Consider the following 25,259-nt stretch of genomic DNA (forward strand, 5'->3'; position numbering starts at 1 on the left):
TTAAATTTCAGCGGCCAGTTTATTAACCAGCTCCGCATGCGCGTTTTGATCGATTGTGGCGCCTAGGATCTTTTCAGCACCGCCAACAGCCAGGGCACCCACTTGGGCACGCAGGGCATCTTTGACGCTGTTCAGTTCCTGTTCGATCTCGGCCAGAGCCTGAGCCTTCACGCGGTCAGCTTCGACGCGGGCCTGTTCACGGGCCTCGTCTACAAGCTGAGCAGCACGTTTCTTGCTTTGCTCAATGATTTCAGCTGCCTGTGCTTTTGCTTCGCGCAGTTGCTGACCCGCTTTTTCTTGGGCCAGCTCCAGGTCACGAGCAGCGCGGTTGGCAGCGTCCAGGCCGTCAGCAATCTTCTTTTGACGCTCATGCAGAGCAGTGATGACCGGAGGCCATACGTACTTCATGCAGAAAACGACAAAAATCAGGAAGGCAACGGATTGGCCAATCAGGGTTGCATTAATATTCACGCCAACACCTCGCTCGGTCTTCGTTCATCACAGCCATTCACTCGTTGGAAACGAGTGATTAGCCGGCGATCTGACCAACGAAGGGGTTTGCGAAGGTGAAGAACAGAGCGATACCAACGCCGATCATGGTCACGGCGTCGAGCAGGCCCGCAACGATGAACATCTTGACCTGCAGCATCGGAACCATTTCTGGCTGGCGAGCAGCGCCTTCCAGGAATTTGCCGCCCAGCAGGCCGAAACCAATGGCGGTGCCCAGAGCGCCCAGACCGATCAGCAGAGCAACAGCGATAGCGGTAAGACCAACTACAGTTTCCATCTTTCCTCCCGACTTTTACGTCGTATTGGTTAGGTTTTTAGTTTGAAGCGGTAAAACAGGATCGTTTGGTACAACTGCCCTTGCGGACGTTTTAAGCCCTCCCCCAACAGCGGGGGAAGACTATCAGACACGCCAGGCGGTCTTAATGATTATCTTCGTGGGCCATCGACAGGTAGACGATGGTCAGCATCATGAAGATGAAAGCTTGCAAGGTGATGATCAGGATGTGGAACACCGCCCACGCCCACTGCAGCACCACGCCCAGGCCGCTCAGCCAGAGCAGGCCGGAACCGAACATCACTGCGATCAGGATGAACACCAGCTCGCCGGCATACATGTTGCCGAACAGTCGCAGTGCCAGCGAGATCGGCTTGGCGATCAGGGTGACGAACTCGAGCAGGAAGTTGATCGGAATCAGCAGGATCTGCACGAAGATGTTCTTGCTGCCGAACGGGTGCAGGGTCAGCTCGCCGATGAAGCCGCCGATGCCCTTGACCTTGATGCTGTAGAAGATGATCAGCGCGAAGACGCTGAGGGCCATACCCAGGGTAGCGTTCGGGTCGGTGGTGGACACGGCGCGGAACGGGATGTGCGGATCGCCCGAAATCAGGATCGCCAGTTGCGGGATCCAGTCGACCGGTACCAGGTCGACGGCGTTCATCAGGAACACCCAGACGAAGATGGTCAGCGCCAGCGGTGCAATCACCGGGCTGCGGCCATGGAAGGAGTCCTTCACGCTGCCGTGAACGAAGTCCACCATCACTTCGACGAAGTTCTGCAGGCCGCCTGGCTGGCCGGAAGTTGCCTTCTTGGCGGCCATGCGGAAGATGAACAGGAAGATCAGACCCAGAGCGACCGACCAGCCAAGGGTGTCCACATGGAACGCCCAGAAGCCCATTGCCTTGGCTTCTGCAGCCGAATGGGCGAAGCCCCAGCTGCCGTCTGGTAGTTGACCGTAGGTCAGGTTCTGCAAGTGGTGCTGGATATAGCCCGAAGCGGTTTCTGCTGCCATGGTTGCCTCAAACGCCCTTAGGTCTCGAAAGTCTTGTATTCATGAGCAGAGGTGAGAACCAACTGACCAGAAGGGTCAGTACGAAGACGCCGAATACTGCCAGCGGCTCCAGGGGTTTCACGCCTGCGAAGGTCAGTGCGAACAGCACTGCCGTCAAAATCATCTTGCCTGCCTCGCCCGCATAGAACGACTTGACGATGGCCTGCGCTGCCCGGGCTCCGCTAAAGCGAAAAGCCTTCCAGGCGAAATACAGATTTGGCAGCCAGGCAATCAGCCCTCCGCAGAGGCCTGAATAACCGCTGACCGTGCCTTGCCACAGCCACAACACCAGAGTCGCCAGCAAGAAGACGATGCATTGAGCCAGCAGTACCGGAAAAACCGCCCAGCGATGGAAAGGCAGGCGGTTTGGCGTGCGGATTTCCATCACAACTGCTCCTCGAAAGTCGACCGTCAAGCCAACAACGACTTGGCATAATTTGTGCCGACAAAATGCGCGCAGAGTATAGGGGTGGATTACCCCCTATTCAACTCTTGGTAGTGATTTCTGATTACGCGCTACAACGCCAATTGTTTCAGCGGATGTGGGCGAGTACACCCTGCAACTCATCCAGCGAGTTGTAGCGGATGACCAGTTGGCCTTTGCCCTTGTTGCCGTGACGAATCTGCACTGCAGAGCCCAAACGCTCTGCCAGCCGCTGTTCAAGCCGGGTGATGTCGGGATCAGCTGGGCTTGGTTCGACCGGATCAGCCGGACCATTGAGCCACTGGCGCACCAGGGCTTCGGTCTGGCGCACGGTCAGGCCACGTGCGACAACATGACGCGCCCCTTCGACCTGCCGTTCTTCCCCCAGACCCAACAATGCACGCGCATGGCCCATTTCTAGGTCACCGTGCGCCAACATGGTCTTGATGGCCTCTGGCAGCGCGATCAAGCGCAGCAGATTGGCCACGGTCACCCGCGACTTGCCCACCGCATCGGCCACTTGCTGCTGGGTCAACTCGAATTCCTGCTGCAAGCGCTGCAGCGCCATGGCCTCTTCCAGTGGATTGAGGTCTTCGCGCTGGATGTTCTCGATCAGGGCCATGGCGATGGCCACTTCATCGGCCACTTCACGCACCATGGCCGGCACGGTATCGAACCCAGCCAGTTGGGTCGCGCGCCAGCGGCGTTCACCCGCGATGATCTCGAAACGCTTATCACCGATCGGACGCACCACGATGGGCTGCATCACCCCATGTGTGCGGATCGATTGCGCCAGTTCTTCCAACGCCTGCTGGTCCATGTCGCGACGCGGCTGATACTTGCCACGCTGGATCAGCTCGACCGGCAGCTGTTGCAGCTCCCTGCGGTCGATCTGGACAGCCTGCTCTTCGAGCGCACTGACGGAAGGGCCGCTGAGCAGCGCATCCAACCCCCGCCCGAGACCTCGTTTCTTAACGGCCATGCGGATTCCTCAAGTTGGCTGTGCAGTGCGGGATTGACGACGCTGACGGCGAACCAGCTCGCCGGCCAGGGCCAGGTAGGCCTGGGCACCGCGCGACTGCTTGTCGTAGGCCAGTGCCGGCATGCCATAGCTCGGCGCTTCGGCAAGACGGATGTTGCGCGGGATGATCGTGTCGTAGAGCTGCTCGCCGAAGTGCTGCTTGAGCTGCGCGGACACTTCGTTGTTCAGGCTCAGGCGCGGGTCATACATGGTGCGCAGCAGACCTTCGATACGCAGCTCGGGGTTCAACTTGGCGGCAATGCGCTTGATGTTGTCGACCAGGTCGCTCAACCCTTCCAGTGCGTAGTACTCGCACTGCATGGGGATGATCACACCGTCGGAGGCCACCAGGGCGTTGAGTGTCAGCATCGACAGCGAGGGTGGGCAGTCGATGAGAATGAAGTCGTAACTGTCGCGGATCGGCGCCAGCGCGTTACGCAGGCGGCTCTCCTTCATCTGCATTTCCAGCAGCACCACCTCGGCGGCGGTCAGGTCACGGTTGGCCGGCAGCAACTGGAACTCGCCATGCTCGGAGTAGTGAATGGCCTGGGTCAGGTCGCATTCACCGATCAGCAAGTCGTACACCGAGTGCTCGAGCTCATGCTTGTCGACGCCGCTACCCATGGTCGCGTTGCCTTGCGGATCGAGGTCGATCAGCAGGACACGACGCTTGGTGGCCGCCAGCGAGGCAGCAAGATTGATACAGGTGGTGGTCTTGCCCACGCCACCTTTCTGGTTCGCGATCGCGAATACCTTAGCCATTGTTGCGCGTGTTCCCTGTCATGCCTTGCGGCGCAGTATCAGTAGATGGCGCTGGCCCTGGCAACCGGGGACGGTCAGGGCCTGTTCGCTTTCCACTGTGAAGTCAGGCGGCAATGCTACCAGTTCATCGGCAGGATGCAGCCCCTTCATTGCAAGCCATTGCGTGGACGTGTCGCCGAGGTGGCGCGTCCAGCCGGTGAAATTCTCCATGCTGCTGAAAGCCCGCGAGACGATGCCGCAAAACGGTTGTGCCGGCTGGAAGGCTTCGACCCGGCTGTGGACAACTTGCAGGTTGTCCAGCTTGAGCTCCATTTTCACCTGGGTCAGGAAGCGGGTTTTCTTGCCGTTGCTGTCGAGCACCGTCACCTGTTTGTGCGGATGCAGGATGGCCAGCGGAATACCGGGCATGCCGCCGCCACTGCCGACATCGAGCCAGCGCTGGGTCTGGCTGTGGATAAATGGCATGACGCTGAGGCTGTCGAGCAAGTGGCGCGACACCATCTCATCGGGGTCGCGGACGGCAGTCAGGTTGTACGCCTTGTTCCACTTGATCAGCAGACCCAGATAGCCCAGCAGCAGCGCGTGCTGCTGCTCGGTGAGCGTGACGCCCAGTTGCTGGGCACCTGTGGACAACTCTTCGGCATGTTGCGGGGTGACCAGGACGCTCAAACGGTGTGCTCCAGTGCGCGACCGACGCCGCGCTTTTTCAGGTGAATCAGCAACAGGGAAATCGCCGCCGGGGTAACGCCGGGGATACGCGACGCCTGGCCCAACGTTTGCGGACGGGTCTGGCTGAGCTTGCCCTGGATCTCTTTGGACAATCCGGAAATCCCGTTGTAGTCGATATCCACAGGCAAGCCAGTGTCTTCGCTGGCCCGCAGCCTGGCGATCTCGTCCTGCTGGCGGTCGATGTAACCGGCGTATTTGGTCTTGATCTCGACCTGTTCGGCGACCTGGGGCGCGATCTGTTCACCACCGGTCACCTCGATCAACCCGACGTAGTCCACTTCAGGCCGGGTCAGCAGGTTGAGCAAGCTGTACTCGTGGCTGAGCGGCGTGCCGAATTTTTCGGACACCGCATCGCCTTGCGGCGTGTTCGGGCGCACCCAGGTGCTTTTCAGCCGCTGCTCTTCGCGCTCGATGGCATCGCGCTTGGTGCAGAACGCCGCCCAGCGCACGTCGTCGATCAGGCCCAGTTCACGGCCCTTTTCGGTCAGCCGCAGGTCGGCGTTGTCTTCACGCAGGATCAGGCGGTACTCGGCCCGCGAGGTGAACATGCGGTACGGCTCCTGGGTCCCGAGGGTGATGAGGTCATCGACCAGCACCCCGATGTACGCCTCGTCCCGACGCGGGCACCAGCTGTCACGACCTTGCGCACGCAGCGCCGCGTTGGTGCCGGCCAGCAGGCCTTGCGCACCGGCTTCTTCGTAGCCGGTGGTGCCATTGATCTGGCCGGCGAAGAACAGGCCGTCGATGACCTTGGTTTCCAGGCTGTACTTGAGATCACGCGGGTCGAAGTAGTCGTACTCGATGGCGTAGCCCGGACGCACGATGTGCGCGTTTTCCATGCCCCGGATCGAGCGTACCACTTGCAGCTGGACGTCGAAGGGCAGCGAAGTGGAGATACCGTTCGGGTACAGCTCGTGGGTATTCAGGCCTTCGGGCTCGATGAAGACCTGGTGGCTGTCCTTGTCGGCAAAGCGGTGGATCTTGTCTTCGATCGACGGGCAATAGCGCGGGCCAATGCCCTCGATCATGCCCGAATACATCGGCGACCGGTCGAGGTTGGCGGCAATGATCTCGTGGGTGCGGGCATTGGTGTGGGTGATCCAGCAACTGACCTGGCGCGGATGCATCTGCGCATCCCCCATGAACGACATCACCGGAATGGGCGTATCGCCGGGCTGCTCGGCCATGACCGAGAAATCCACTGAGCGACCATCGATGCGCGGCGGCGTACCGGTCTTCAGGCGACCTACGCGCAGTGGCAGCTCGCGCATGCGCTGGGCCAGGGCCATGGCAGGCGGATCTCCTGCACGACCGCCCGAGTAATTCTGCATGCCGATGTGGATAAGTCCGCCAAGGAACGTGCCCGTGGTCAGCACCACGGCATCGGCATGGAAGCGCAGGCCCATCTGGGTCACCACGCCTTTGACTTGGCCTTGTTCAACGATCAGGTCATCGCAGGCTTGCTGGAATATCCACAGGTTGGGCTGGTTTTCCAGGATCTCGCGAACCACGGACTTGTAGATGGCCCGATCCGCCTGCGCACGGGTGGCCCGTACCGCAGGGCCTTTGCGGTTGTTCAACACACGGAACTGGATGCCACTCATGTCGGTGGCCAGCGCCATGGCGCCGCCGAGCGCATCGATCTCTTTGACCAGATGGCTCTTGCCGATCCCACCGATGGCGGGGTTGCAGCTCATGTGACCGAGGGTTTCCACGTTGTGGGTCAGCAACAGGGTTTTCACTCCCATGCGTGCTGAGGCAAGTGCAGCCTCGGTACCGGCATGGCCGCCGCCGATGACGATCACTTCAAAACGGGAAGGGAAATCCACCACGCACCTCGTGCCTGTTTTTGCGAATAGAGAAGGTAAGCGGACAAGTATAGGGAATTCCTACCCTTCAAAGAAACCTTTTGAGCAAAATTTGACCAGCCTGTGGATGAGTGGCGGTAATAGAAATAAACAAGGTAGATATTTAAAAAGCTTATTTATGTTACTACTCTTATGCACAGTCCTTTCTGTGGATAGAATTACACAAGCCTTTATCCATCGGCTGTACAGCGATTCAAAACCCTGTGGTTCACTGCCTGTGAGGGTTCTGCACAAGCCTGTGTATCCTGTGTATAAACAGGTTACTTACCCACAGGGGTGTTTATCCTCAACAAAAAGGTAGGCTTATCAACTGAGCTGAAGCGCACTTTTCCACAGGGCTTATCCTGCGAGAAATCAGCCGCGTTGATGAAAAATCAGGGAGTCGGAAAAAGGCTGGGGCGAGAACTGAAGGAAGAGTCGAGCCAAACCTGTTGATAAGGGCTCGGATTTCGCGCTGCCCCCTTACGGATGAAGAGGGCGAAAGGCGCTGTGGATTACTTGCCGATGCAGAAGCTCGAGAAAATGCGCCCCAGCAGGTCATCGGAGCTGAACGCGCCAGTGATCTCGCCCAGGGCCTGCTGAGCCTGACGCAGATCCTCGGCCAGCAGCTCACCGGCGCCTGCCAGCGTCAGCTGGGCATGGCCATGCTGCAGATGGTCGCTGGCCAGGCGCAGGGCGTCCAGATGACGGCGACGGGCGCTGAAACCGCTCTCTGCGGTCTGTTCGTAGCCCATGCAGGCCTTGAGGTGGTCCCGTAGCAGATCAAGCCCCAGGCCGCTGTCGCTGGCACTGAGCGTGACCGTTGCGTGGCCATCGTCGCTGTGGGTGATACCGATCGCTTCACCGCTGAGGTCGGCTTTGTTGCGAATCAGGGTGACATTGCCCGGCGCCGGGCGCTGCTCGAGAAATTCCGGCCACAGGGCGAACGGGTCTGCAGCTTCCGGTGCGGTAGAGTCCACCACCAGCAGCACTCGATCGGCTTCGCTGATGGCTTTCAGGGCCCGCTCGACCCCGATCCGCTCGACCTGATCACTGGTAGCGCGCAAGCCTGCGGTATCGACCACGTGCAGCGGCATGCCATCGATGTGGATATGTTCGCGCAGGATGTCCCGCGTGGTGCCGGCGATGTCGGTGACGATCGCGGCTTCACGGCCCGCCAATTGGTTGAGCAGGCTGGATTTACCCGCGTTGGGTCGGCCGGCAATGACCACCGTCATACCGTCACGCAGCAAGGCGCCCTGCCCAGCTTCACGTTGCACTGTGGACAACTCTCGGCGTACTGCTTCAAGCATCGACAGCACATGGCCATCGGCCAGGAAATCGATCTCTTCCTCGGGGAAATCGATGGCCGCTTCGACGTAGATCCGCAGCGCGATCAGCGCTTCGGTCAATGCGTGCACACGCTTGGAAAATTCGCCCTGCAACGAGCGCAAGGCATTGCGCGCCGCCTGAGCAGAGCTGGCCTCGATCAGGTCGGCGATGGCTTCGGCCTGGGCCAGGTCCAGTTTGTCATTGAGGAATGCGCGCTCGCTGAACTCGCCCGGTCGCGCCAGGCGGCAGCCTAACGACACGCAACGCTGCAGCAGCATGTCCATGACGACCGGGCCGCCATGGCCTTGCAGTTCCAATACATCTTCGCCGGTGAACGAGTTGGGCCCCGGGAAGAACAGCGCAATGCCTTCATCCAGGACCAGGCCATCTTCGGCGCGAAACGGGCCATAGTGAGCATACCGAGGGTTCAGGACACGCCCGCAGATAACCTCTCCCGCCTTTTTGGCCAACGGCCCCGAGAGCCTGACGATACCGACGCCACCGCGGCCTTGAGCGGTCGCGATGGCTGCAATGGTTTCACGCGCGGTGTTCATGCTCGAAAGCCTCCATATCCAGAACTACAGAATCACAGATAGCAAAACGCCCCACGAGGGGGCGTTTTTATTCACAGGCTAGACCTCAACCTGTCAGGCAGCCGCTTTTTTGCTGGCGGCTTCGATGCGCCGAGTGATGTACCACTGCTGCGAGATCGACAAGCAGTTGTTCACAACCCAGTACAGCACCAGACCTGCCGGGAACCACAGGAAGAAGAAGGTGAAAATGATGGGCATCATTTTCATGACCTTGGCCTGCATTGGATCTGGCGGAGTCGGGTTCAAGCGCTGCTGGATGAACATGGTGGCGCCCATGATGATCGGCAGGATGAAGAACGGATCCTTGATCGACAGGTCGGTAATCCACAGGATCCACGGCGCCTGGCGCATCTCGACGCTTTCCAGCAGTACCCAGTACAGGGCCAGGAAGACCGGCATCTGCACCAGGATCGGCAGGCAGCCGCCCAGCGGATTGATCTTCTCTTTCTTGTACAGCTCCATCATCGCCTGGGACATCTTCTGGCGATCGTCGCCGAAGCGTTCCTTCAGCGCGGCAAGCTTGGGTGCCACGGCACGCATGCGCGCCATCGAACGGTAGCTGGCGGCAGACAGCGGGAAGAACAGGCCTTTGATGAGCATGGTCAGGACGATGATCGACCAGCCCCAGTTACCCAGGATGCTGTGGATATGTTGCAGCAGCCAGAAGATCGGCTGGGCAATGAACCACAGGAAGCCGTAGTCGACGGTCAGTTCCAGGCCTGGGGACAACTCTTTGAGCTTGGCCTGGCTCTTCGGACCGGCGTACAGCACAGCGCTGGTTTCGGCGGTGCTGCCAGCAGGCACGCTGATGGCCGGGCCGGTGTAACCGATGATGTAGTTGCCTTGGCCATCTTTGCGGGTCTGAACGACATTGTTTTCAGACTTGGCCGGGATCCACGCGGTCACGAAGTAGTGTTGCAGCCACGCTACCCAACCACCGGATACCGATTCCTGCAGGCCGCCCTTGTCCATGTCTTTCATCGACACTTTCTTGTAGGGCTCTTCTTTGGTCCACAACGCCGCACCCAGGTAGGTGGCGGTGCCGGTGGCGGTGCTCGACGATGGATCGGAGCTGGCATCACGCTTGAGCTGGGCAAACAGGTTGCCGTTCCAGGCGTTGCCGCTCTGGTTGTCGATCAGGTAGCTGACGGTCAGGTCGTACTCACCGCGCTTGAAGCTGAAGCGCTTGATGTAGTTGACGCCGTTGTCACTGAACTTCAGGTCGACCACCAGCTGGTTCTGGCCGTCGGCCAGCTGGTAGTTTTTCTGATCAGCGGCGTACAGCGGACGACCACCACTGCGAGCGTCCGGGCCGTTGGCGCCGGTCAGGCCGCTTTGTGCGAGGTAGACACGCTCACCGCCGTTATCGAACAGCTGGAACGGAATTTCCGGGTGGTCTTGGCGGCGCGGATAGGTGGGCAACGTCAGTTGGACGATGTCGCCGCCGACCGGGTCGATAGCCAGGTTCAGGACATCCGTCTTGATCCGGATCAGGTCCTTGCTGACCGCCACAGGGGCCAGTTCGGTAGGGCTGGATTCAGCAGTGGTGCTTGGCACATCGGCATTGGCACCGCTGTTGCCGGTCGCCGCCGTATCCGGCAAGGCCGGCGCGGTGTTGCTGGCAGCAGCATGCTGAGTCGGCAGGGCAGCCTGTCCGTAGTTCTCGTTCCATTTCAGAACCAGTACGTAGGACACGATTGCCAGGGCGACGATCAGGATCGTGCGTTTAATATCCATGATTACTCGGCTATCGAAGAAGTTCGGGAGGAAGGCGCTGGCGGAACGGGATCATAACCACCGTCGTTCCACGGATTACATCGCCCCAGGCGACGAACGGTTAGCCACCCACCACGCAAGAGGCCATGTGTTTCGATGGCTTCATAGGCGTAACAGGAGCAACTGGGGTAGAAACGACAGTGACTGGCCATCAGTGGACTAATGGCGTAACGGTAAAACTGGATCGGGACGAGTGCCAGTTTACGCATTGTGACTGTCTACCCCTGCGGTGTCGGCAGTGACCGCTGGAGAGGGACGACTGCGTGCGAGTCGCTTCCAGAGCTTGCCAAAATGTTGATGCAATTCTGGGTTTTCTATCTCGCCCAACCCCTTGCGCGCGACGATCACGATGTCGAGACCAGCAAGGCTTTGCTGGTTCCGGCGAAAGGAATCACGCATCAAACGTTTGAGGCGATTGCGCTGAACGGAGAGCTTGACGCTCTTTTTCCCTATCACCAGGCCAAGCCGTGGCAGATCGAGCCCGTTTTCACGCGCAAGGATCAGCAGGTTTTTCCCTGGAACCTTGCCGGTTGGGGAGTCGAAGACCGCTTTGAAGTGCCGGGGTGTAAGCAGTCGCTTGTCCCGACTGAAGTCCTGACTCACCACCTGTGCCGGAGAATCAAACAGCCAGACGCTTACGGCCTTTGGCGCGACGACGCGACAGGACGGCACGGCCGTTCTTGGTGGCCATACGGGCACGGAAGCCGTGGGTACGAGCGCGCTTGATGGTGCTGGGTTGGAAAGTACGTTTCATGGCGTGTTACCTGGATTGTAAACAACGGGTCGGAATGACCCCTTTTTAAGAGACCGGCGATTCTAGAGAAAGCAACGCCATAGGTCAATTTCCAACCAGTCTTTCCTTATGGGCGGCACCTGAGGGTGTGGAGCATGGTGCGGCACGTCATCGTCTCGGCCCACGGACGCACCGATCAACATTGAAAATAAAGAGAGAGATATAAAAAGCTTTTTTAAAGAATCTATAACTCTTAAGGACAGGCATTTCTGTGGATAACCTCGTAAAGGCCTTTATACTCGCGGGTTGTGGAGAATCAAAAGTCTGTCTGAAACACGTGCTGCGGCTGTGTGGGGGCTGCGTCCAAGCTGTGGATATCCTGCAACGTTATCCACATACCGGTTATACACAGATCCATCCACTGGGTTGTGCATAGCCCTCATGCGGCGTTATCCACAGGGTTTATGCACAGGCTTATAGGCCATATCCGTCAGAAAATGGCGCATTCAGCGTCGAAGATCGGGCAACCTCATGTGGATAAGTTTCCTCTGCACCGGTACAATAGTCGGCTTGTCTTGGCCTTAGCGGCTTTCAAATTCAGGGGATATCCGTGTCAGTGGAACTTTGGCAGCAGTGTGTCGAGCTATTGCGCGATGAGCTGCCTGCCCAGCAATTCAATACCTGGATCCGCCCACTACAGGTCGAGGCCGAGGGCACCGAGCTGCGTGTCTATGCGCCAAACCGCTTCGTGCTCGATTGGGTCAATGAAAAGTACCTCGGCCGCTTGCTTGAGCTGATCGGCGAGCGCGGTGATGGCATGGCTCCTGCGCTCTCTCTATTAATAGGCAGCCGGCGCAGCTCCGCACCTCGTGCCGCACCCAATGCGCCAGTCAGTGCTGCAATGGCTGCGGCTCACCAGCAGCAGGTAGCGCCGCCCCCCAGCGTGCCTGCCAGCGAGCCTGTGAATAAGCCGACGGTCGAGTTTGCCCAGGTCAATCAGGTTGACCTGGCCTCTTCGCGGGACAGCTTTGATGCCATGGGTGAAACCGCGCCCACGCCCGCACCCAGCGCGCGCACCGAGCAGCGCACCGTTCAGGTTGAAGGCGCGCTCAAGCACACCAGCTACCTGAACCGCACCTTCACGTTCGAAACCTTTGTGGAAGGTAAATCGAACCAGTTGGCGCGCGCGGCCGCCTGGCAGGTCGCCGACAACCCCAAGCATGGCTATAACCCACTGTTCCTTTATGGCGGTGTGGGCCTGGGTAAAACTCACTTGATGCATGCAGTGGGTAACCACCTGCTGAAGAAGAACCCGAATGCCAAGGTGGTTTACCTGCATTCGGAGCGCTTCGTCGCCGACATGGTCAAGGCGCTGCAGTTGAACGCGATCAACGAATTCAAGCGTTTCTACCGTTCGGTAGATGCCTTGCTGATCGACGACATCCAGTTCTTTGCGCGCAAAGAGCGTTCCCAGGAAGAGTTTTTCCATACCTTCAACGCCCTTCTCGAAGGCGGCCAGCAGGTGATTCTCACCAGCGACCGTTACCCGAAGGAAATCGAAGGGCTGGAAGAGCGGCTCAAATCCCGCTTCGGCTGGGGCCTGACTGTCGCCGTCGAACCGCCTGAGCTGGAAACCCGCGTGGCGATCCTGATGAAGAAGGCCGACCAGGCAAAGGTCGACCTGCCGCACGACGCTGCCTTCTTCATTGCCCAGCGCATCCGTTCGAACGTTCGTGAGCTTGAAGGTGCGCTCAAGCGCGTCATCGCCCATTCGCACTTCATGGGTCGGGACATCACCATCGAGCTGATCCGCGAATCGCTCAAAGACCTGCTGGCGCTGCAGGACAAGCTGGTGAGTGTGGATAACATTCAACGCACGGTGGCGGACTACTACAAGATCAAGATCTCCGATCTGTTGTCCAAGCGCCGCTCGCGTTCGGTTGCCCGCCCACGCCAGGTGGCCATGGCCCTGTCCAAGGAGCTGACCAACCACAGTCTGCCCGAGATAGGCGACATGTTCGGAGGCCGGGACCACACCACGGTCCTGCATGCCTGCCGAAAGATCAACGAACTCAAGGAATCCGACGCGGACATCCGCGAGGACTACAAGAACCTGCTACGCACGCTGACCACCTGATGCGTACGTGCACAGCTTATTGAAGGCAAGGGACTAGACCATGCATTTCACCATTCAACGCGAAGCTTTGTTGAAACCTCTGCAATTGGTCGCAGGGGTTGTCGAGCGCCGTCAGACCTTGCCGGTCCTGTCCAACGTGCTGTTGGTCGTCGAGGGTCAGCAGCTGTCGCTGACCGGTACCGATCTTGAAGTCGAGCTGGTAGGCCGCGTGCAACTGGAAGAGCCCGCCGAGCCCGGTGAGATCACCGTGCCTGCGCGCAAGCTGATGGACATCTGCAAAAGCCTGCCCAGCGATGTACTGATCGATATCAAGCTTGATGAGCAGAAGCTGCTGGTCAAGGCGGGCCGTAGCCGTTTTACCTTGTCCACACTGCCGGCCAACGACTTCCCCAATGTCGAGGAGGGCCCGGGTTCGCTGACCTGCAACCTTGAGCAAAGCAAACTGCGCCGTTTGATCGAGCGCACCAGCTTTGCCATGGCGCAGCAGGACGTTCGCTACTACCTCAACGGCATGCTGCTCGAAGTCTCTACCGATACCCTGCGCGCCGTGGCTACCGATGGTCACCGCCTGGCCCTCTGCGCCATGCAGGCAAGCATCGGCCAGGCCGAGCGCCATCAGGTGATCGTGCCGCGCAAAGGTATTCTGGAACTGGCGCGTCTGCTGACCGATCCCGAAGGCATGGTGAGCATCGTTCTGGGCCAGCACCACATTCGCGCCACCACCGGGGAGTTCACCTTCACCTCCAAGCTGGTCGATGGCAAATTCCCCGATTACGAGCGTGTGCTGCCCAAAGGCGGCGACAAGCTGGTCATTGGCGACCGTCAGGCGCTGCGCGAAGCCTTCAGCCGTACCGCGATTCTCTCGAACGAGAAGTACCGCGGCATTCGTCTGCAACTGGCCAGTGGGCAGTTGAAAATTCAGGCCAACAACCCTGAGCAGGAAGAAGCCGAAGAAGAGATCAGTGTCGAGTACAACGGCGCCTCGCTGGAGATCGGTTTCAACGTCAGCTACCTGCTCGATGTGCTGGGCGTCATGACCACCGAGCAGGTGCGTCTGATCCTTTCCGACTCCAACAGCAGCGCGCTGCTGCAAGAAGCTGGCAACGACGATTCGTCGTACGTCGTCATGCCGATGCGTCTGTAATCGCACTGACGCCCCTATGTCGCTTCTACGCGTTTCAGTCACCGCGGTGCGCAACCTGCACCCGGTGACCCTCTCCCCCTCTCCTCGCATCAACATCCTCTACGGCGACAATGGCAGCGGCAAGACCAGTGTGCTGGAGGCCGTTCATTTGTTGGGCTTGGCGCGCTCATTTCGCAGCGTTCGCCTCAACCCTGTCATTCAATACGAACAACCGACCTGCACGGTCTTCGGCCAGGTTGCACTGGGTGAAGGTGGCACCAGCAATCTGGGTGTATCCAGAGAGCGTCAGGGGGATTTCACCATTCGTATCGATGGGCAGAATGCACGCAGCGCGGCGCAACTGGCCGAGCTGTTACCGCTGCAGTTGATCAACCCTGACAGCTTCCGGCTGTTGGAAGGCGCGCCCAAGGTGCGTCGGCAGTTTCTGGACTGGGGGGTGTTCCACGTGGAACCTCGCTTCATGGCCACGTGGCAACGCCTGCAGAAGGCCTTGAGGCAGCGGAACTCGTGGCTGCGGCATGGTACACTTGACGCCGTTTCGCAAGCCGCCTGGGACCGCGAATTGAGTGCGTCCAGCGCGGAGATAGATGAGTACCGCCGCAACTACATCACGGCCCTGAAGCCGGTCTTTGAAAAGACCTTGAGTGAGCTGCTCGATCTTGAAGGTTTGACCCTCAGCTACTACCGCGGATGGGACAAAGATCGATCGCTGTCTGAAGTGCTTGCCACCTCGCTTCAGCGTGACCAGCAAATGGGCCATACCCAAGCAGGTCCTCAACGTGCTGACCTGCGCCTCAGACTAGGCGCGCACAACGCTGCCGACATCCTTTCACGGGGCCAGCAGAAGCTGGTGGTCTGTGCGTTGCGTATTGCCCAGGGTCACCTGGTCAATCAGACTCGTCGCGGTCAATGCATCTATCTGGTCGATGACTTGCCCTCTGAACTGGACGAGCAGCATCGACGTGCCTTGTGCCGCTTGCTTGAAGAATTGAATTGCCAGGTTTTCATCACCTGTGTAGACCACGAATTTCTGCGGGAGAGCTGGCAGAAGGAAACGCCAGTCGCCTTGTTCCACGTGGAACAAGGCCGTATCACCCAGACCCACGACCATCGGGAGTGAAGGCATGAGCGAAAATCAAACGTACGACTCTTCCAGCATCAAGGTGTTGAAAGGGCTGGATGCCGTGCGCAAGCGTCCCGGCATGTACATTGGCGATACCGATGACGGTAGCGGCCTGCATCACATGGTCTTCGAGGTTGTCGACAACTCGATCGACGAAGCGCTCGCCGGTCACTGTGACGACATCACGATCATCATTCACCCCGACGAGTCCATCAGCGTTCGGGACAATGGCCGGGGCATTCCGGTTGACGTGCACAAAGAAGAAGGCGTTTCGGCAGCCGAGGTCATCATGACCGTGCTGCACGCTGGCGGTAAGTTCGACGACAACTCGTACAAGGTGTCTGGTGGCCTGCACGGGGTGGGCGTTTCGGTCGTGAACGCGTTGTCGGAGCAATTGATCCTCACTGTTCGCCGCAGCGGCAAGATCTGGGAACAGACCTATGTGCATGGCGTGCCACAGGAGCCGATGGCCGTAGTGGGTGAAAGCGAAACCACCGGCACGCACATTCACTTCAAGCCGTCGGCCGATACGTTCAAGAACATTCACTTCAGCTGGGACATCCTGGCCAAGCGGATTCGTGAACTCTCGTTCCTCAACTCGGGCGTGGGCATTCTGCTCAAAGACGAGCGTTCGGGTAAGGAAGAGTTCTTCAAATACGAAGGTGGCTTGCGCGCGTTCGTTGAATACCTCAACACCAACAAGACGCCGGTCAACAGCCAGGTGTTCCACTTCTCCGTACAACGCGATGACGGCGTGGGCGTTGAAGTGGCGCTGCAGTGGAATGACAGCTTCAACGAAAACCTGCTGTGCTTCACCAACAACATTCCACAGCGTGATGGTGGTACACACCTCGTAGGTTTCCGTTCTTCCCTGACCCGTAGCCTGAACCACTACATCGAGCAGGAAGGCCTGGCGAAGAAGAACAAGGTTGCCACCACCGGCGACGACGCCCGTGAGGGCCTGACCGCAATCATTTCGGTGAAAGTGCCTGACCCCAAGTTCAGCTCGCAGACCAAAGACAAGCTGGTTTCCTCGGAGGTGAAAACCGCCGTGGAGCAAGAGATGAACAAGTACTTCTCTGACTTCCTGTTGGAAAATCCCAACGAAGCCAAGGCTGTGGTCGGCAAGATGATCGATGCGGCGCGGGCGCGTGAAGCGGCGCGTAAGGCGCGCGAGATGACCCGCCGTAAAGGTGCACTGGATATCGCCGGCCTGCCGGGCAAGCTGGCCGACTGTCAGGAGAAGGACCCTGCCCTCTCCGAACTGTACCTGGTGGAGGGTGACTCCGCAGGTGGCTCGGCCAAGCAAGGTCGCAACCGTCGCACCCAGGCGATCCTGCCGCTCAAGGGCAAGATCCTCAACGTCGAGAAGGCACGCTTCGACAAGATGATCTCGTCCCAGGAAGTGGGCACGCTGATCACCGCGCTGGGCTGTGGCATCGGCCGCGACGAGTACAACATCGACAAGCTGCGCTACCACAACATCATCATCATGACCGATGCTGACGTCGACGGTTCGCACATCCGCACCCTGCTGCTGACCTTCTTCTTCCGTCAGTTGCCCGAGCTGGTCGAGCGCGGCTACATCTATATCGCGCAGCCGCCGCTGTACAAGGTCAAGAAAGGCAAGCACGAGCAATACATCAAGGACGACGAGGCCATGGAGGAATACATGACTCAGTCGGCCCTTGAAGATGCGAGCTTGCACCTGGACGAGTCGGCGCCACCGGTGTCGGGTGTGCAGCTGGAAAGCTTGGTGAATGATTTCCGCGCGGTGATGAAAACGCTCAAGCGCCTGTCGCGTCTGTACCCCGAAGAGCTCACCGAGCACTTCATCTACATGACCGAAATTACCCAGGAACAGCTCGGCGATCACGCTCACATGCAAACCTGGTTGGCCAACTACCAAGAGCGCCTGCTCGGCACTCAGCGATCTGGCCTGGCCTACAAAGCCACGTTGCGTGAGGACAAGGAGCGTAGCGTCTGGCTGCCTGAGGTGGAAATCACCTCGCATGGCCATGCCACCTACGTGACCTTCAACCGGGACTTTTTCGGCAGCAATGACTATCGCTCGGTGGTCAACATCGGCAATAAGCTCAGCACGCTGTTCGGTGAAGGCGCTTACGTGAAACGAGGCGAGCGTCGCAAGGCGGTGTCGGAGTTCAAGGAAGTGCTGAACTGGCTGATGAATGAGTCCACCAAACGGCACACCATTCAGCGCTACAAAGGTCTGGGCGAGATGAACCCTGACCAGCTGTGGGAAACCACCATGGATCCAGCCGTGCGCCGCATGCTGAAAGTGACGATCGAAGACGCCATTGGCGCCGACCAGCTGTTCAACACCTTGATGGGTGATGCGGTCGAGCCCCGTCGCGAGTTCATCGAAAGCAATGCCCTCTCGGTGTCTAACCTGGACTTCTAGTTTCAGTTGCTGCCAGAGATAAAAATGCCCCGGACCTAGGTTCGGGGCATTTTTTTGCTGGGTATATACATCTCGGCACGCTAACCCATCAATTGCCACATCTGCGCCGATCCAACGAGATGGCACAAGCCGTAGATCAGACAGATACCTGAGGTGGTCCAGATGAAGATCGGGGATCGTCCAGTCCCGCGCAGCACCACGGGGCCTGCCACTCCACGGATCAGGTAGACCAGTGTGATGACACACAGCAGTGGGCGAAGCATCGGCAGAGGTGGAAGGAACCCTGCCCCCGATAACGCGTACAGTCCAAAACCGGCGAGGATTGCGGCGATACCCAAGGTAATGAGGGTTGGGCAGCGCTTGCCTGCTTCAGCGGCCCGAACGAAGCGTTTTCCTGCACCGAACAGGTGATACCAGGATGGCCCGCCCACGATGACCACCAGGTGCAGCATGGCTGCTATAAAACTGAGCCCCGCACCTGTCATCAGCGCCGTGTTGTAATCGTTAGCCAACGTCTCAATTCCTTGAAAACGGTCGTGATCAATTTGCAGCATCACAGCTGCATCTGTGAACGATCGGCAGGTTTCAGCGCGTGTATTCCAGTGTTTCTGAACTGAAACACAGGCCGCGGTATGGGGTCGCGAATACGTTACGATTCGGTGGAATATCAGACATAAAAAAACCGGCGTAAAAGCCGGTTTTTTTAGACTCAAAAAAACTTATGCACGATTTTCTGAAAAATCAGAGGCGTAAAAATAATCATCTATTTCAAAGGCTTAGATCTTTTTATCGGACATTTTCGAGAAAGTTGCTCACACCTTATCCACAGATTGGTCAAGCCACCTGCTCTGGGACGTTTTCCGTCACAGCAGGCAGCGAGCCCAAGGCCCGCTGAGTGGCTTCGTTCCAGGCCTGGGCGCGTTCATTGAGCTCGGCGATGGCACGTGGGCCCTCGCCTGTTGCGTACATCGGCTCACCGATCACGACATCGATCACCCCTGCCCGCTTGCCCCACCCTGACTTGGGCCAGAACTTGCCGGCATTGTGCGCAATCGGCAGCACAGGCAAGCCGGCGTTCACGGCCAGCGCGGTGCCCCCGCGGGAGAACTTGCCGATCTCACCGTGCGGCACACGGGTGCCCTCGGGGAAGATCAGTACCCAGATCTTTTGTTTGAGCAGTTCATCCCCTTTCTTGGCCACCTGGCGCAGTGCCGCTTTCGGATTGTCCCGGTCGATGGCGATAGGCCGCAGCATGGCCATGGCCCAACCAAAGAACGGCACGTAGAGCAGCTCGCGCTTGAGCACTTGGCTTAGCGGCGAGAAATAGGCGGACAGGAAAAAGGTTTCCCAGGTGCTCTGGTGATTGGAGAGGATCACGCAAGGCGTCTGTGGGACATTTTCAGCGCCCGTGATCTGGTAGCGAATGCCCAGCATCACACGCGTCAGCAGCACGGCGAAGCGGCACCAGTAGACGTTGATGAATCGATAGCGCTGGCGGAACGGCAGGAACGGCGCAACGAAGAAACTCAGCGTGCACCAGAGCAGCGAGCTGCTGCCCAGCAGCAGGTAAAAAAGAAAGATTCTGATCGCCTGCAGGATCGACATAGTGACATGTACCGTTGCGGGACCTGCCCGCCTGAGAAAAAGTGCGCCCCAAGGCGCACCGTTTAAATTAGGGCTCTGGCCACGCAGGCCAGATCGTCATGAATCAGGGTGCCGGCAGGCACACCCTTGCTCAGGGTGCGCTCACCTTTGCCGGTCTTGACCAGCACCGGCTGTGCGCCTGCGGCCAGAGCAGCGTCCAGGTCGCTGCGACTGTCGCCCACGAACCAGACGTCTTCGAGCGTCTGCTGATAGTGCGCGCCGATCGTCTCCAGCAGACCTGGCTTGGGCTTACGGCAGGCGCAGCCCTCATCCGGGCCATGCGGGCAGTGCACGATCAGTCCCATCGCCCCACCTTGCTCAGCCACCAACTCGCGCAAGCGCGTGTGCATGGCCTCCAGGGTGTCGGCCGAGTAATAGCCGCGCGCCAGGCCGGACTGGTTAGTGGCAACCGCCACCGTCCAGCCAGCCTTGCTCAACTGCGCGATCGCCTCGATCGAGCCGGGAATGGGAATCCACTCCTGCACCGACTTGATGTACGCATCGGAGTCGAAGTTGATCACCCCGTCCCGATCAAGAATCAGCAGTTTCAAGGCTCACCCCAGTAGCGAGATGTCAGCGACGCCCAGGAACAGACCGCGCAGGCGGCTGAGCAAGGCATAACGGTTGGCGCGCACCTTGGCATCCTCGGCATTGACCATCACCGCTTCGAAGAAGGCGTCTACCGGCTCACGCAAGGCGGCCAGGCGGGCGAGGGTTTCACTGTACTGACGCGCTTGGGCCATCGGTTGCACGGCGTGGTCGGCCTGCTGGATGGCCGAATACAGCGAGAACTCGTTGGCGTTGTCGAAGTACTTCGGTTCGACCTGGGGCGAGATCGCGCCTTCGGCTTTGCTCAGCAGGTTCGAGACGCGCTTGTTCACCGCGGCCAGGGCGTTGGCTTCGGGCAGTTTGCGGAAGGCCTGCACCGCTTGCACGCGCTGGTCGAAGTCCAGTGCGGACGTGGGCTTGAGGGCCCGTACGGACAGGTAGGTGGCCACATCGACGCCTTCGTCTTCGTAACGTGCACGCAGGCGATCGAAGATGAACTCCAGCACTTGCTCGCTCAGGCCTTGCACCTTCACCGTGTTGCCGAACTGCGCCACGGCCGACTGCACGGCTTCGGTCAGGTCGAGGTCGAGCTTTTTCTCGATGAGGATGCGCAGCACACCCAACGCTGCACGGCGCAGGGCATAAGGGTCTTTGCTGCCGGTAGGCAGCATGCCGATGCCGAAGATACCGACCAGGGTGTCGAGCTTGTCAGCGATAGCCACCGCCGCACCGGTTAGCGTCTCGGGCAGTTCAGCGCCCGCGCCACGCGGCATGTACTGCTCGTTCAAGGCCTTGGCGACGTCGTCGGGCTCACCATCGTTGACCGCGTAGTAGTAACCGGCGATGCCCTGCATTTCCGGGAACTCGCCGACCATTTCGGTGGCCAGGTCGCACTTGGACAGCAGGCCGGCGCGGGCAGCACGCTGGGGGTCGCCGCCGATGCGAGGGGCGATCAGCGCGGCCAGTTTGGACACACGCACAGCCTTGTCGTAGACGCTGCCCAGTTGAGCCTGGAATACAACGTTCTTCAGCCGCTCGTTGAAGGTTTCCAGCGGCTGCTTCTTGTCTTGCTTGAAGAAGAACTCGGCATCGGTCAGGCGTGGGCGCACGACCTTTTCGTTGCCGTGGATGATCTGCTGCGGATCACGGCTTTCGATGTTGGCCACGGTGATGAAGCGCGGCAGCAATTTGCCGTCGTCATCGAGCAGGCAGAAATACTTCTGGTTGTCCTGCATGGTGGTGATCAGCGCTTCTTGCGGCACATCGAGGAAGCGTTCCTCGAACGAGCACACCAGCGGCACCGGCCATTCCACCAGCGCGGTCACTTCATCGAGCAGCGCAGGCGGCACGATGGCACTGCCGCCGTGCTGGCGGGCCAGCTCGTGGGTACGTTTGGCAATCAGATCGCGGCGCTCGGCGAAATCGGCGATGACCGAGGCCTTGCGCAGGTCTTCGGCATAATTTGCCGGGCTGCTGATCAGCACAGGATCTGGATGGTGGAAGCGGTGACCCCGCGAGTGCCGGCCAGCTTTTTGCGACAGCAAGGTGCAGTCCACTACGTCATCGCCCAGCAGCATCACCAGCCACTGCGGCGGACGCACGAACTCTTCACGGCTCGCCGCCCAGCGCATGCGCTTGGGAATCGGCAGGTCGTTGAGGGAATCTTCGACAATGGTCGGTAGCAGGTCGCGCGTGGCTTTGCCCGGAATATGCTGGGAGAAGCGCAGCTTGGCGCCGCTCTGGTCGATCTCGGCCAGCTCGACACCGCACTTCTTGGCGAAGCCCAGTGCAGCCTGGGTCGGATTGCCGTCAGCATCGAAGGCGGCCTGACGGGGCGGGCCATCGATGTTGATGCTGCGATCGGACTGCTGCAGCTCAAGCTGGCGAATCAGCACCGCCAGACGACGCGGCGCGGCGTACACCTGCTTGCCGGCATAGCCCAGGCCAGCGCCTTGCAGGCCTTTTTCAATGCCGGCCAGCAGCGCATCGGCGAGGGCGGCAAGCACCTTGGGGGGCAGCTCTTCGGTACCCAGTTCAATCAGGAAATCGTGGGCACTCATTGTGCAACCTCCAGCTTGGCCAACACTTCATCACGCAGTTCAGGGGTCGCCATGGGGAAGCCCATGCGCGCCCGTGCCATCAGGTAGCTCTGTGCGACATCACGGGCCAGGGTGCGTACGCGCAGGATGTAGCGCTGGCGTTCGGTAACCGAGATGGCGCGACGGGCATCGAGCAGGTTGAAGGTGTGCGAGGCCTTCAGGACCATTTCATAGGTCGGCAGCGGCAGGTCCAGCTTGATCAGGCGGTTGGCTTCGCTTTCATAGAAGTCGAACAGCTCGAACAGTTTCTCGACATTGGCGTGCTCGAAGTTGTAGGTCGACTGCTCCACTTCGTTCTGGTGGAACACGTCGCCGTAGGTGACCACGCCGAACGGGCCATCGGCCCAGACCAGGTCATAGACCGAATCGACGCCCTGGATGTACATGGCCAGGCGCTCAAGGCCGTAGGTGATTTCACCGGTGACCGGGTAGCACTCGATACCACCAGCCTGCTGGAAGTAGGTGAACTGCGAGACTTCCATGCCGTTGAGCCAGATTTCCCAGCCCAGACCCCAGGCACCGAGGGTCGGAGACTCCCAGTTGTCTTCGACGAAGCGAATGTCGTGGACCAGCGGATCCAGACCGATCGACTTCAGCGAGCCGAGGTAAAGCTCCTGGAAGTTGGAAGGGTTCGGCTTGAGCACGACCTGGAACTGGTAGTAGTGCTGCAGGCGGTTGGGGTTTTCACCGTACCGCCCGTCGCCCGGGCGGCGGCTTGGCTGCACATAGGCCGCGTTCCAGCTTTCCGGGCCGACGGCGCGCAGGAACGTGGCGGTATGGAAAGTGCCGGCGCCTACTTCCATATCGTAGGGCTGAAGCACCACACAACCTTGCTCGGCCCAGTACTTCTGCAGGGCGAGGATCAAGTCTTGGAAGGTACGCACGGCTGGCGTAGGCTGGCTCACGAAATTCACCTGTATCTGGGGATGCGGATGTAAAGAGCGGGAGTATAACCCGATTCGCCTCGCCCTCTACGTATTGGAGCCTTATGCCACGCTGCTTTTGGTGTACCGACGATCCGTTGTATCAGGCCTATCACGACCATGAATGGGGTACGCCGCGGCGTGATCCGGCGTTGCTCTTCGAGATGCTTTTGCTCGAAGGGTTCCAGGCCGGGTTGTCGTGGATCACCGTGTTGCGCAAACGTGAGCGCTACCGCGAAGTGCTCTACGGTTTCGACCCGGTGCAACTGGCGCGGATGAGCGATGCGCGGATCGAGGAACTGATGCAGGAGCCTGGCATCATCCGCAACCGCCTCAAGCTCAACGCCGCGCGGCGCAACGCGCAGGCCTGGCTGGCTGTGGATAACCCCGCTCAGTGGCTGTGGTCGTTCGTCGGGGGTGAGCCCAAGGTCAATCATTTCGTCGACCGCAGCGAGATTCCGGTCTTTACCGAAGAGGCCACGGCCATGAGCAAGGCCTTGAAAAAGGCCGGTTTCACCTTCGTTGGCCCGACCATCTGCTACGCCCTGATGCAGGCCACTGGCATGGTCATGGACCACACCACCGATTGCGATCGCTACGCCGAGCTGGTGCGCTGAGGGTTACAATGCGCGGCTTGCAGCTATAAGGAATCCTCCTGTGGAAAAATTCAAAGGCGCCGTGATGGTCGGGGCCTTGCGCCTGTTCGCCAAGCTCCCGTGGCGCGGCGTGCAGCGTGTGGGCGCCGGTATGGGCTGGCTGATGTGGAAGTTACCCACCGGCTCGCGCAACGTGGTGCGGATCAACCTGGCCAAGTGCTTCCCGGAGATGGACCCGATTGAGCGCGAGCAGTTGGTCGGGCGCGCCCTGCGCGACATCGGCAAGTCGTTCGTGGAAAGCGCATGCGCCTGGATCTGGGCGCCGCAGCGCTCGATCGACCTGGTCAAAGAGGTCGAAGGCCTGGAAGTGCTCGAGCAGGCGCTGGCCTCCGGCAAGGGCGTGGTGGGCATCACCAGCCACCTGGGTAACTGGGAAGTGCTCAATCACTTCTATTGCAGCCAGTGCAAGCCGATCATTTTCTACCGGCCGCCCAAGCTCAAGGCGGTGGACGACCTGCTGCGCGAGCAGCGTGTGCAGATGGGCAATCGGGTGGCGCCTTCGACCAAGGAAGGCATTCTCAGTGTCATCAAGGAAGTTCGCCGTGGTGGCCAGGTAGGGATTCCGGCTGATCCGGAGCCAGCAGAATCTGCCGGGGTCTTCGTGCCGTTTCTCGGCACGCAGGCGCTGACCAGCAAGTTCGTGCCAAACATGCTCGCCGGTGGCAAGGCGGTCGGGGTGTTCCTGCATGCCCTGCGCCTGCCCGATGGCTCGGGCTTCAAGGTCATTCTGGAGGCGGCGCCCGAGGCCATGTACAGCCTGGATGCTGCGGAGTCGGCCGCGGCGATGAGCAAGGTGGTGGAGCGTTATGTCCGGGCGTATCCGAGCCAGTACATGTGGAGCATGAAGCGCTTCAAGAAGCGCCCGGCCGGGGAGGCGCGCTGGTATTGAGCGCGGGGCCGAGCCAAGGCTGGCACCGTGATTCGCCGTTCGTGCGTGACCCTTGAATCGGGCCGGCTTTGCCGGCCATCGCGGCAATAGCCGCTCCTACGCGGACCGCGTTTTCTGAGCCTCACTGTGGCAGGCCAAGGCGGTTACTGTAGGAACGGCCGGTCAGGCACTTCGGATTGCCGCGATGGGCGGCGCAGCCGCGCCAAGGCTGCGACCCCTCTCTACACAGCATTGTGGGGCGCCCGGACAAGCCCGGCTGCGCCGGCCCCATGCCTGCTCTGAGTGGCGACAGAAGGCGTTTTACCGGGCTTTATCGAGCTTCTTGAGAAACACCGCCATCTCTTTCTCGGCCTGCTTGTCCCCATGGACCTGCGCCGCTGCTACGCCCTCTTCCCAGGCTTTACGGGCCGCCGCGACGTCCCCCGCGAGCTGATGCGCCTTGCCCAACAGCTTCCACGCCGCCGAGTATTTCGGGTCTTGCTCCACGCAGCGGACCAGGTGTTGCGCGGCTTCACTGCCATTGCCCTCATCGAGCCAGGCCTTGCCCAGGCCGAAACGCAGCAGCGGGTTATCCACACCCTTGGCCAGCATCTTTTCCAGTGACTCGCGCATCGCCCT

The 25,259-nt window shown here is 59.7% G+C and carries 25 protein-coding genes; 6 read left to right on the plus strand and 19 right to left on the minus strand.

All coding sequences use genetic code 11. The annotated features are described in order from the left end of the window. The 13 genes from SJI00_RS10300 to rpmH all read right to left on the minus strand — a co-directional run bounded on the left by SJI00_RS10300 (position 1) and on the right by rpmH (position 11,076). The gene (locus SJI00_RS10300) at positions 1-471 is read right to left on the minus strand and encodes a F0F1 ATP synthase subunit B (protein WP_312931587.1); all 471 of its coding nucleotides are present in this window, start codon (positions 469-471) and stop codon (positions 1-3) included. Positions 472-529: 58 nt separating this feature from the next. After that, positions 530-787 carry a F0F1 ATP synthase subunit C gene (gene atpE, locus SJI00_RS10305; protein WP_003097235.1) on the minus strand — a complete coding sequence of 86 codons (258 nt, stop codon included), beginning with the start codon at positions 785-787 and terminating at the stop codon, positions 530-532. Between the two features lie 142 nt (positions 788-929). Next, positions 930-1,799 (minus strand): F0F1 ATP synthase subunit A, encoded by an 870-nt coding sequence (gene atpB / locus SJI00_RS10310; RefSeq protein ID WP_322461620.1) that lies wholly within the window; start codon positions 1,797-1,799, stop codon positions 930-932. A gap of 7 nt (positions 1,800-1,806) precedes the next feature. Further along, positions 1,807-2,223 (minus strand): F0F1 ATP synthase subunit I, encoded by a 417-nt coding sequence (locus SJI00_RS10315; protein WP_312931592.1) that lies wholly within the window; start codon positions 2,221-2,223, stop codon positions 1,807-1,809. 148 nt (positions 2,224-2,371) lie between these two features. After that, entirely contained in the window at positions 2,372-3,244 is an 873-nt protein-coding gene (locus tag SJI00_RS10320) for a ParB/RepB/Spo0J family partition protein (RefSeq protein ID WP_322461621.1), read from the minus strand. Positions 3,245-3,253: 9 nt separating this feature from the next. Continuing rightward, positions 3,254-4,045, minus strand: a complete 792-nt coding sequence (locus tag SJI00_RS10325; RefSeq protein ID WP_312931596.1) for a ParA family protein — start codon at positions 4,043-4,045, stop codon at positions 3,254-3,256. Positions 4,046-4,063: 18 nt separating this feature from the next. Further along, positions 4,064-4,714, minus strand: a complete 651-nt coding sequence (gene rsmG / locus SJI00_RS10330; RefSeq protein ID WP_322461622.1) for a 16S rRNA (guanine(527)-N(7))-methyltransferase RsmG — start codon at positions 4,712-4,714, stop codon at positions 4,064-4,066. Beyond that, positions 4,711-6,603, minus strand: a complete 1,893-nt coding sequence (mnmG, locus tag SJI00_RS10335; protein WP_322461623.1) for a tRNA uridine-5-carboxymethylaminomethyl(34) synthesis enzyme MnmG — start codon at positions 6,601-6,603, stop codon at positions 4,711-4,713. Before mnmG ends, rsmG begins: the two co-directional genes overlap by 4 nt. Before the next feature lie 533 nt (positions 6,604-7,136). Beyond that, a complete protein-coding gene (gene mnmE / locus SJI00_RS10340; protein WP_322461624.1) occupies positions 7,137-8,507 on the minus strand; it encodes a tRNA uridine-5-carboxymethylaminomethyl(34) synthesis GTPase MnmE in 1,371 nt (456 codons plus the stop codon). Positions 8,508-8,600: 93 nt separating this feature from the next. Next, on the minus strand, positions 8,601-10,283 hold the full coding sequence (gene yidC, locus SJI00_RS10345) for a membrane protein insertase YidC (protein WP_322461625.1): 1,683 nt from the start codon (positions 10,281-10,283) through the stop codon (positions 8,601-8,603). Between the two features lie 2 nt (positions 10,284-10,285). Continuing rightward, the gene (gene yidD / locus SJI00_RS10350; RefSeq protein ID WP_081673786.1) at positions 10,286-10,531 is read right to left on the minus strand and encodes a membrane protein insertion efficiency factor YidD; all 246 of its coding nucleotides are present in this window, start codon (positions 10,529-10,531) and stop codon (positions 10,286-10,288) included. Further along, entirely contained in the window at positions 10,524-10,928 is a 405-nt protein-coding gene (rnpA, locus tag SJI00_RS10355) for a ribonuclease P protein component (RefSeq protein WP_322461716.1), read from the minus strand. The genes yidD and rnpA overlap by 8 nt, the downstream gene beginning before the upstream one ends. A 13-nt stretch (positions 10,929-10,941) precedes the next feature. Then, positions 10,942-11,076 (minus strand): 50S ribosomal protein L34, encoded by a 135-nt coding sequence (gene rpmH, locus SJI00_RS10360; RefSeq protein ID WP_002551315.1) that lies wholly within the window; start codon positions 11,074-11,076, stop codon positions 10,942-10,944. Between the two features lie 589 nt (positions 11,077-11,665). Here rpmH and dnaA point away from each other — a divergent pair. Genes dnaA through gyrB form a run of 4 tightly spaced genes read left to right on the plus strand, consistent with a single transcriptional unit; the run spans position 11,666 to position 17,881 of the window. Continuing rightward, the gene (gene dnaA, locus SJI00_RS10365) at positions 11,666-13,192 is read left to right on the plus strand and encodes a chromosomal replication initiator protein DnaA (RefSeq protein ID WP_322461626.1); all 1,527 of its coding nucleotides are present in this window, start codon (positions 11,666-11,668) and stop codon (positions 13,190-13,192) included. 40 nt (positions 13,193-13,232) lie between these two features. After that, positions 13,233-14,336, plus strand: a complete 1,104-nt coding sequence (gene dnaN, locus SJI00_RS10370) for a DNA polymerase III subunit beta (RefSeq protein WP_322461627.1) — start codon at positions 13,233-13,235, stop codon at positions 14,334-14,336. 16 nt (positions 14,337-14,352) lie between these two features. Further along, a complete protein-coding gene (gene recF, locus SJI00_RS10375) occupies positions 14,353-15,456 on the plus strand; it encodes a DNA replication/repair protein RecF (RefSeq protein ID WP_322461628.1) in 1,104 nt (367 codons plus the stop codon). A 4-nt stretch (positions 15,457-15,460) separates the two neighbouring features. Then, the gene (gene gyrB, locus SJI00_RS10380; protein WP_322461629.1) at positions 15,461-17,881 is read left to right on the plus strand and encodes a DNA topoisomerase (ATP-hydrolyzing) subunit B; all 2,421 of its coding nucleotides are present in this window, start codon (positions 15,461-15,463) and stop codon (positions 17,879-17,881) included. Between the two features lie 80 nt (positions 17,882-17,961). Here the strand turns inward: gyrB and SJI00_RS10385 are convergent, their stop codons facing one another. The 5 genes from SJI00_RS10385 to glyQ form a co-directional block, all read right to left on the minus strand. Then, a complete protein-coding gene (locus tag SJI00_RS10385) occupies positions 17,962-18,435 on the minus strand; it encodes a hypothetical protein (RefSeq protein WP_322461630.1) in 474 nt (157 codons plus the stop codon). A 280-nt stretch (positions 18,436-18,715) separates the two neighbouring features. Then, positions 18,716-19,486 carry a lysophospholipid acyltransferase family protein gene (locus tag SJI00_RS10390; RefSeq protein WP_322461631.1) on the minus strand — a complete coding sequence of 257 codons (771 nt, stop codon included), beginning with the start codon at positions 19,484-19,486 and terminating at the stop codon, positions 18,716-18,718. A gap of 62 nt (positions 19,487-19,548) precedes the next feature. Beyond that, on the minus strand, positions 19,549-20,076 hold the full coding sequence (gmhB, locus tag SJI00_RS10395) for a D-glycero-beta-D-manno-heptose 1,7-bisphosphate 7-phosphatase (protein ID WP_322461632.1): 528 nt from the start codon (positions 20,074-20,076) through the stop codon (positions 19,549-19,551). A gap of 3 nt (positions 20,077-20,079) precedes the next feature. After that, a complete protein-coding gene (gene glyS, locus SJI00_RS10400) occupies positions 20,080-22,134 on the minus strand; it encodes a glycine--tRNA ligase subunit beta (protein WP_322461633.1) in 2,055 nt (684 codons plus the stop codon). Beyond that, complete coding sequence (glyQ, locus tag SJI00_RS10405; protein ID WP_322461634.1) at positions 22,131-23,078, minus strand: glycine--tRNA ligase subunit alpha; 948 nt, start codon at positions 23,076-23,078, stop codon at positions 22,131-22,133. Before glyQ ends, glyS begins: the two co-directional genes overlap by 4 nt. Before the next feature lie 83 nt (positions 23,079-23,161). Between glyQ and SJI00_RS10410 the strand changes: the two genes are divergently transcribed. Beyond that, entirely contained in the window at positions 23,162-23,713 is a 552-nt protein-coding gene (locus SJI00_RS10410; RefSeq protein ID WP_322461635.1) for a DNA-3-methyladenine glycosylase I, read from the plus strand. Positions 23,714-23,753: 40 nt separating this feature from the next. Further along, on the plus strand, positions 23,754-24,641 hold the full coding sequence (locus SJI00_RS10415; protein WP_322461636.1) for a lysophospholipid acyltransferase: 888 nt from the start codon (positions 23,754-23,756) through the stop codon (positions 24,639-24,641). Between the two features lie 300 nt (positions 24,642-24,941). On the opposite strand, the gene SJI00_RS10420 is transcribed toward SJI00_RS10415, so the two are convergent. Further along, on the minus strand, positions 24,942-25,253 hold the full coding sequence (locus SJI00_RS10420; RefSeq protein ID WP_322461637.1) for a tetratricopeptide repeat protein: 312 nt from the start codon (positions 25,251-25,253) through the stop codon (positions 24,942-24,944). Positions 25,254-25,259 lie beyond the last annotated feature (6 nt).

The sequence above is a fragment of the Pseudomonas gebzensis genome (assembly GCF_034427815.1).
Taxonomy (GTDB): Bacteria; Pseudomonadota; Gammaproteobacteria; order Pseudomonadales; family Pseudomonadaceae; genus Aquipseudomonas.

Coding starts and splice junctions, on each gene's coding strand:
- SJI00_RS10410 (WP_322461635.1), top strand. CDS start 23,162: ATGCCACGCTGCTTTTGGTGTACCGACGATCCGTTGTATCAGGCCTAT.
- recF (WP_322461628.1), top strand. CDS start 14,353: ATGTCGCTTCTACGCGTTTCAGTCACCGCGGTGCGCAACCTGCACCCG.
- dnaN (WP_322461627.1), top strand. CDS start 13,233: ATGCATTTCACCATTCAACGCGAAGCTTTGTTGAAACCTCTGCAATTG.
- SJI00_RS10320 (WP_322461621.1), bottom strand. CDS start 3,244: ATGGCCGTTAAGAAACGAGGTCTCGGGCGGGGGTTGGATGCGCTGCTC.
- yidD (WP_081673786.1), bottom strand. CDS start 10,531: ATGCGTAAACTGGCACTCGTCCCGATCCAGTTTTACCGTTACGCCATT.
- mnmE (WP_322461624.1), bottom strand. CDS start 8,507: ATGAACACCGCGCGTGAAACCATTGCAGCCATCGCGACCGCTCAAGGC.
- rpmH (WP_002551315.1), bottom strand. CDS start 11,076: ATGAAACGTACTTTCCAACCCAGCACCATCAAGCGCGCTCGTACCCAC.
- atpB (WP_322461620.1), bottom strand. CDS start 1,799: ATGGCAGCAGAAACCGCTTCGGGCTATATCCAGCACCACTTGCAGAAC.
- SJI00_RS10325 (WP_312931596.1), bottom strand. CDS start 4,045: ATGGCTAAGGTATTCGCGATCGCGAACCAGAAAGGTGGCGTGGGCAAG.
- yidC (WP_322461625.1), bottom strand. CDS start 10,283: ATGGATATTAAACGCACGATCCTGATCGTCGCCCTGGCAATCGTGTCC.
- atpE (WP_003097235.1), bottom strand. CDS start 787: ATGGAAACTGTAGTTGGTCTTACCGCTATCGCTGTTGCTCTGCTGATC.
- gyrB (WP_322461629.1), top strand. CDS start 15,461: ATGAGCGAAAATCAAACGTACGACTCTTCCAGCATCAAGGTGTTGAAA.
- SJI00_RS10420 (WP_322461637.1), bottom strand. CDS start 25,253: ATGCGCGAGTCACTGGAAAAGATGCTGGCCAAGGGTGTGGATAACCCG.
- SJI00_RS10385 (WP_322461630.1), bottom strand. CDS start 18,435: ATGCTGCAAATTGATCACGACCGTTTTCAAGGAATTGAGACGTTGGCT.
- SJI00_RS10390 (WP_322461631.1), bottom strand. CDS start 19,486: ATGTCGATCCTGCAGGCGATCAGAATCTTTCTTTTTTACCTGCTGCTG.
- glyS (WP_322461633.1), bottom strand. CDS start 22,134: ATGAGTGCCCACGATTTCCTGATTGAACTGGGTACCGAAGAGCTGCCC.
- SJI00_RS10315 (WP_312931592.1), bottom strand. CDS start 2,223: ATGGAAATCCGCACGCCAAACCGCCTGCCTTTCCATCGCTGGGCGGTT.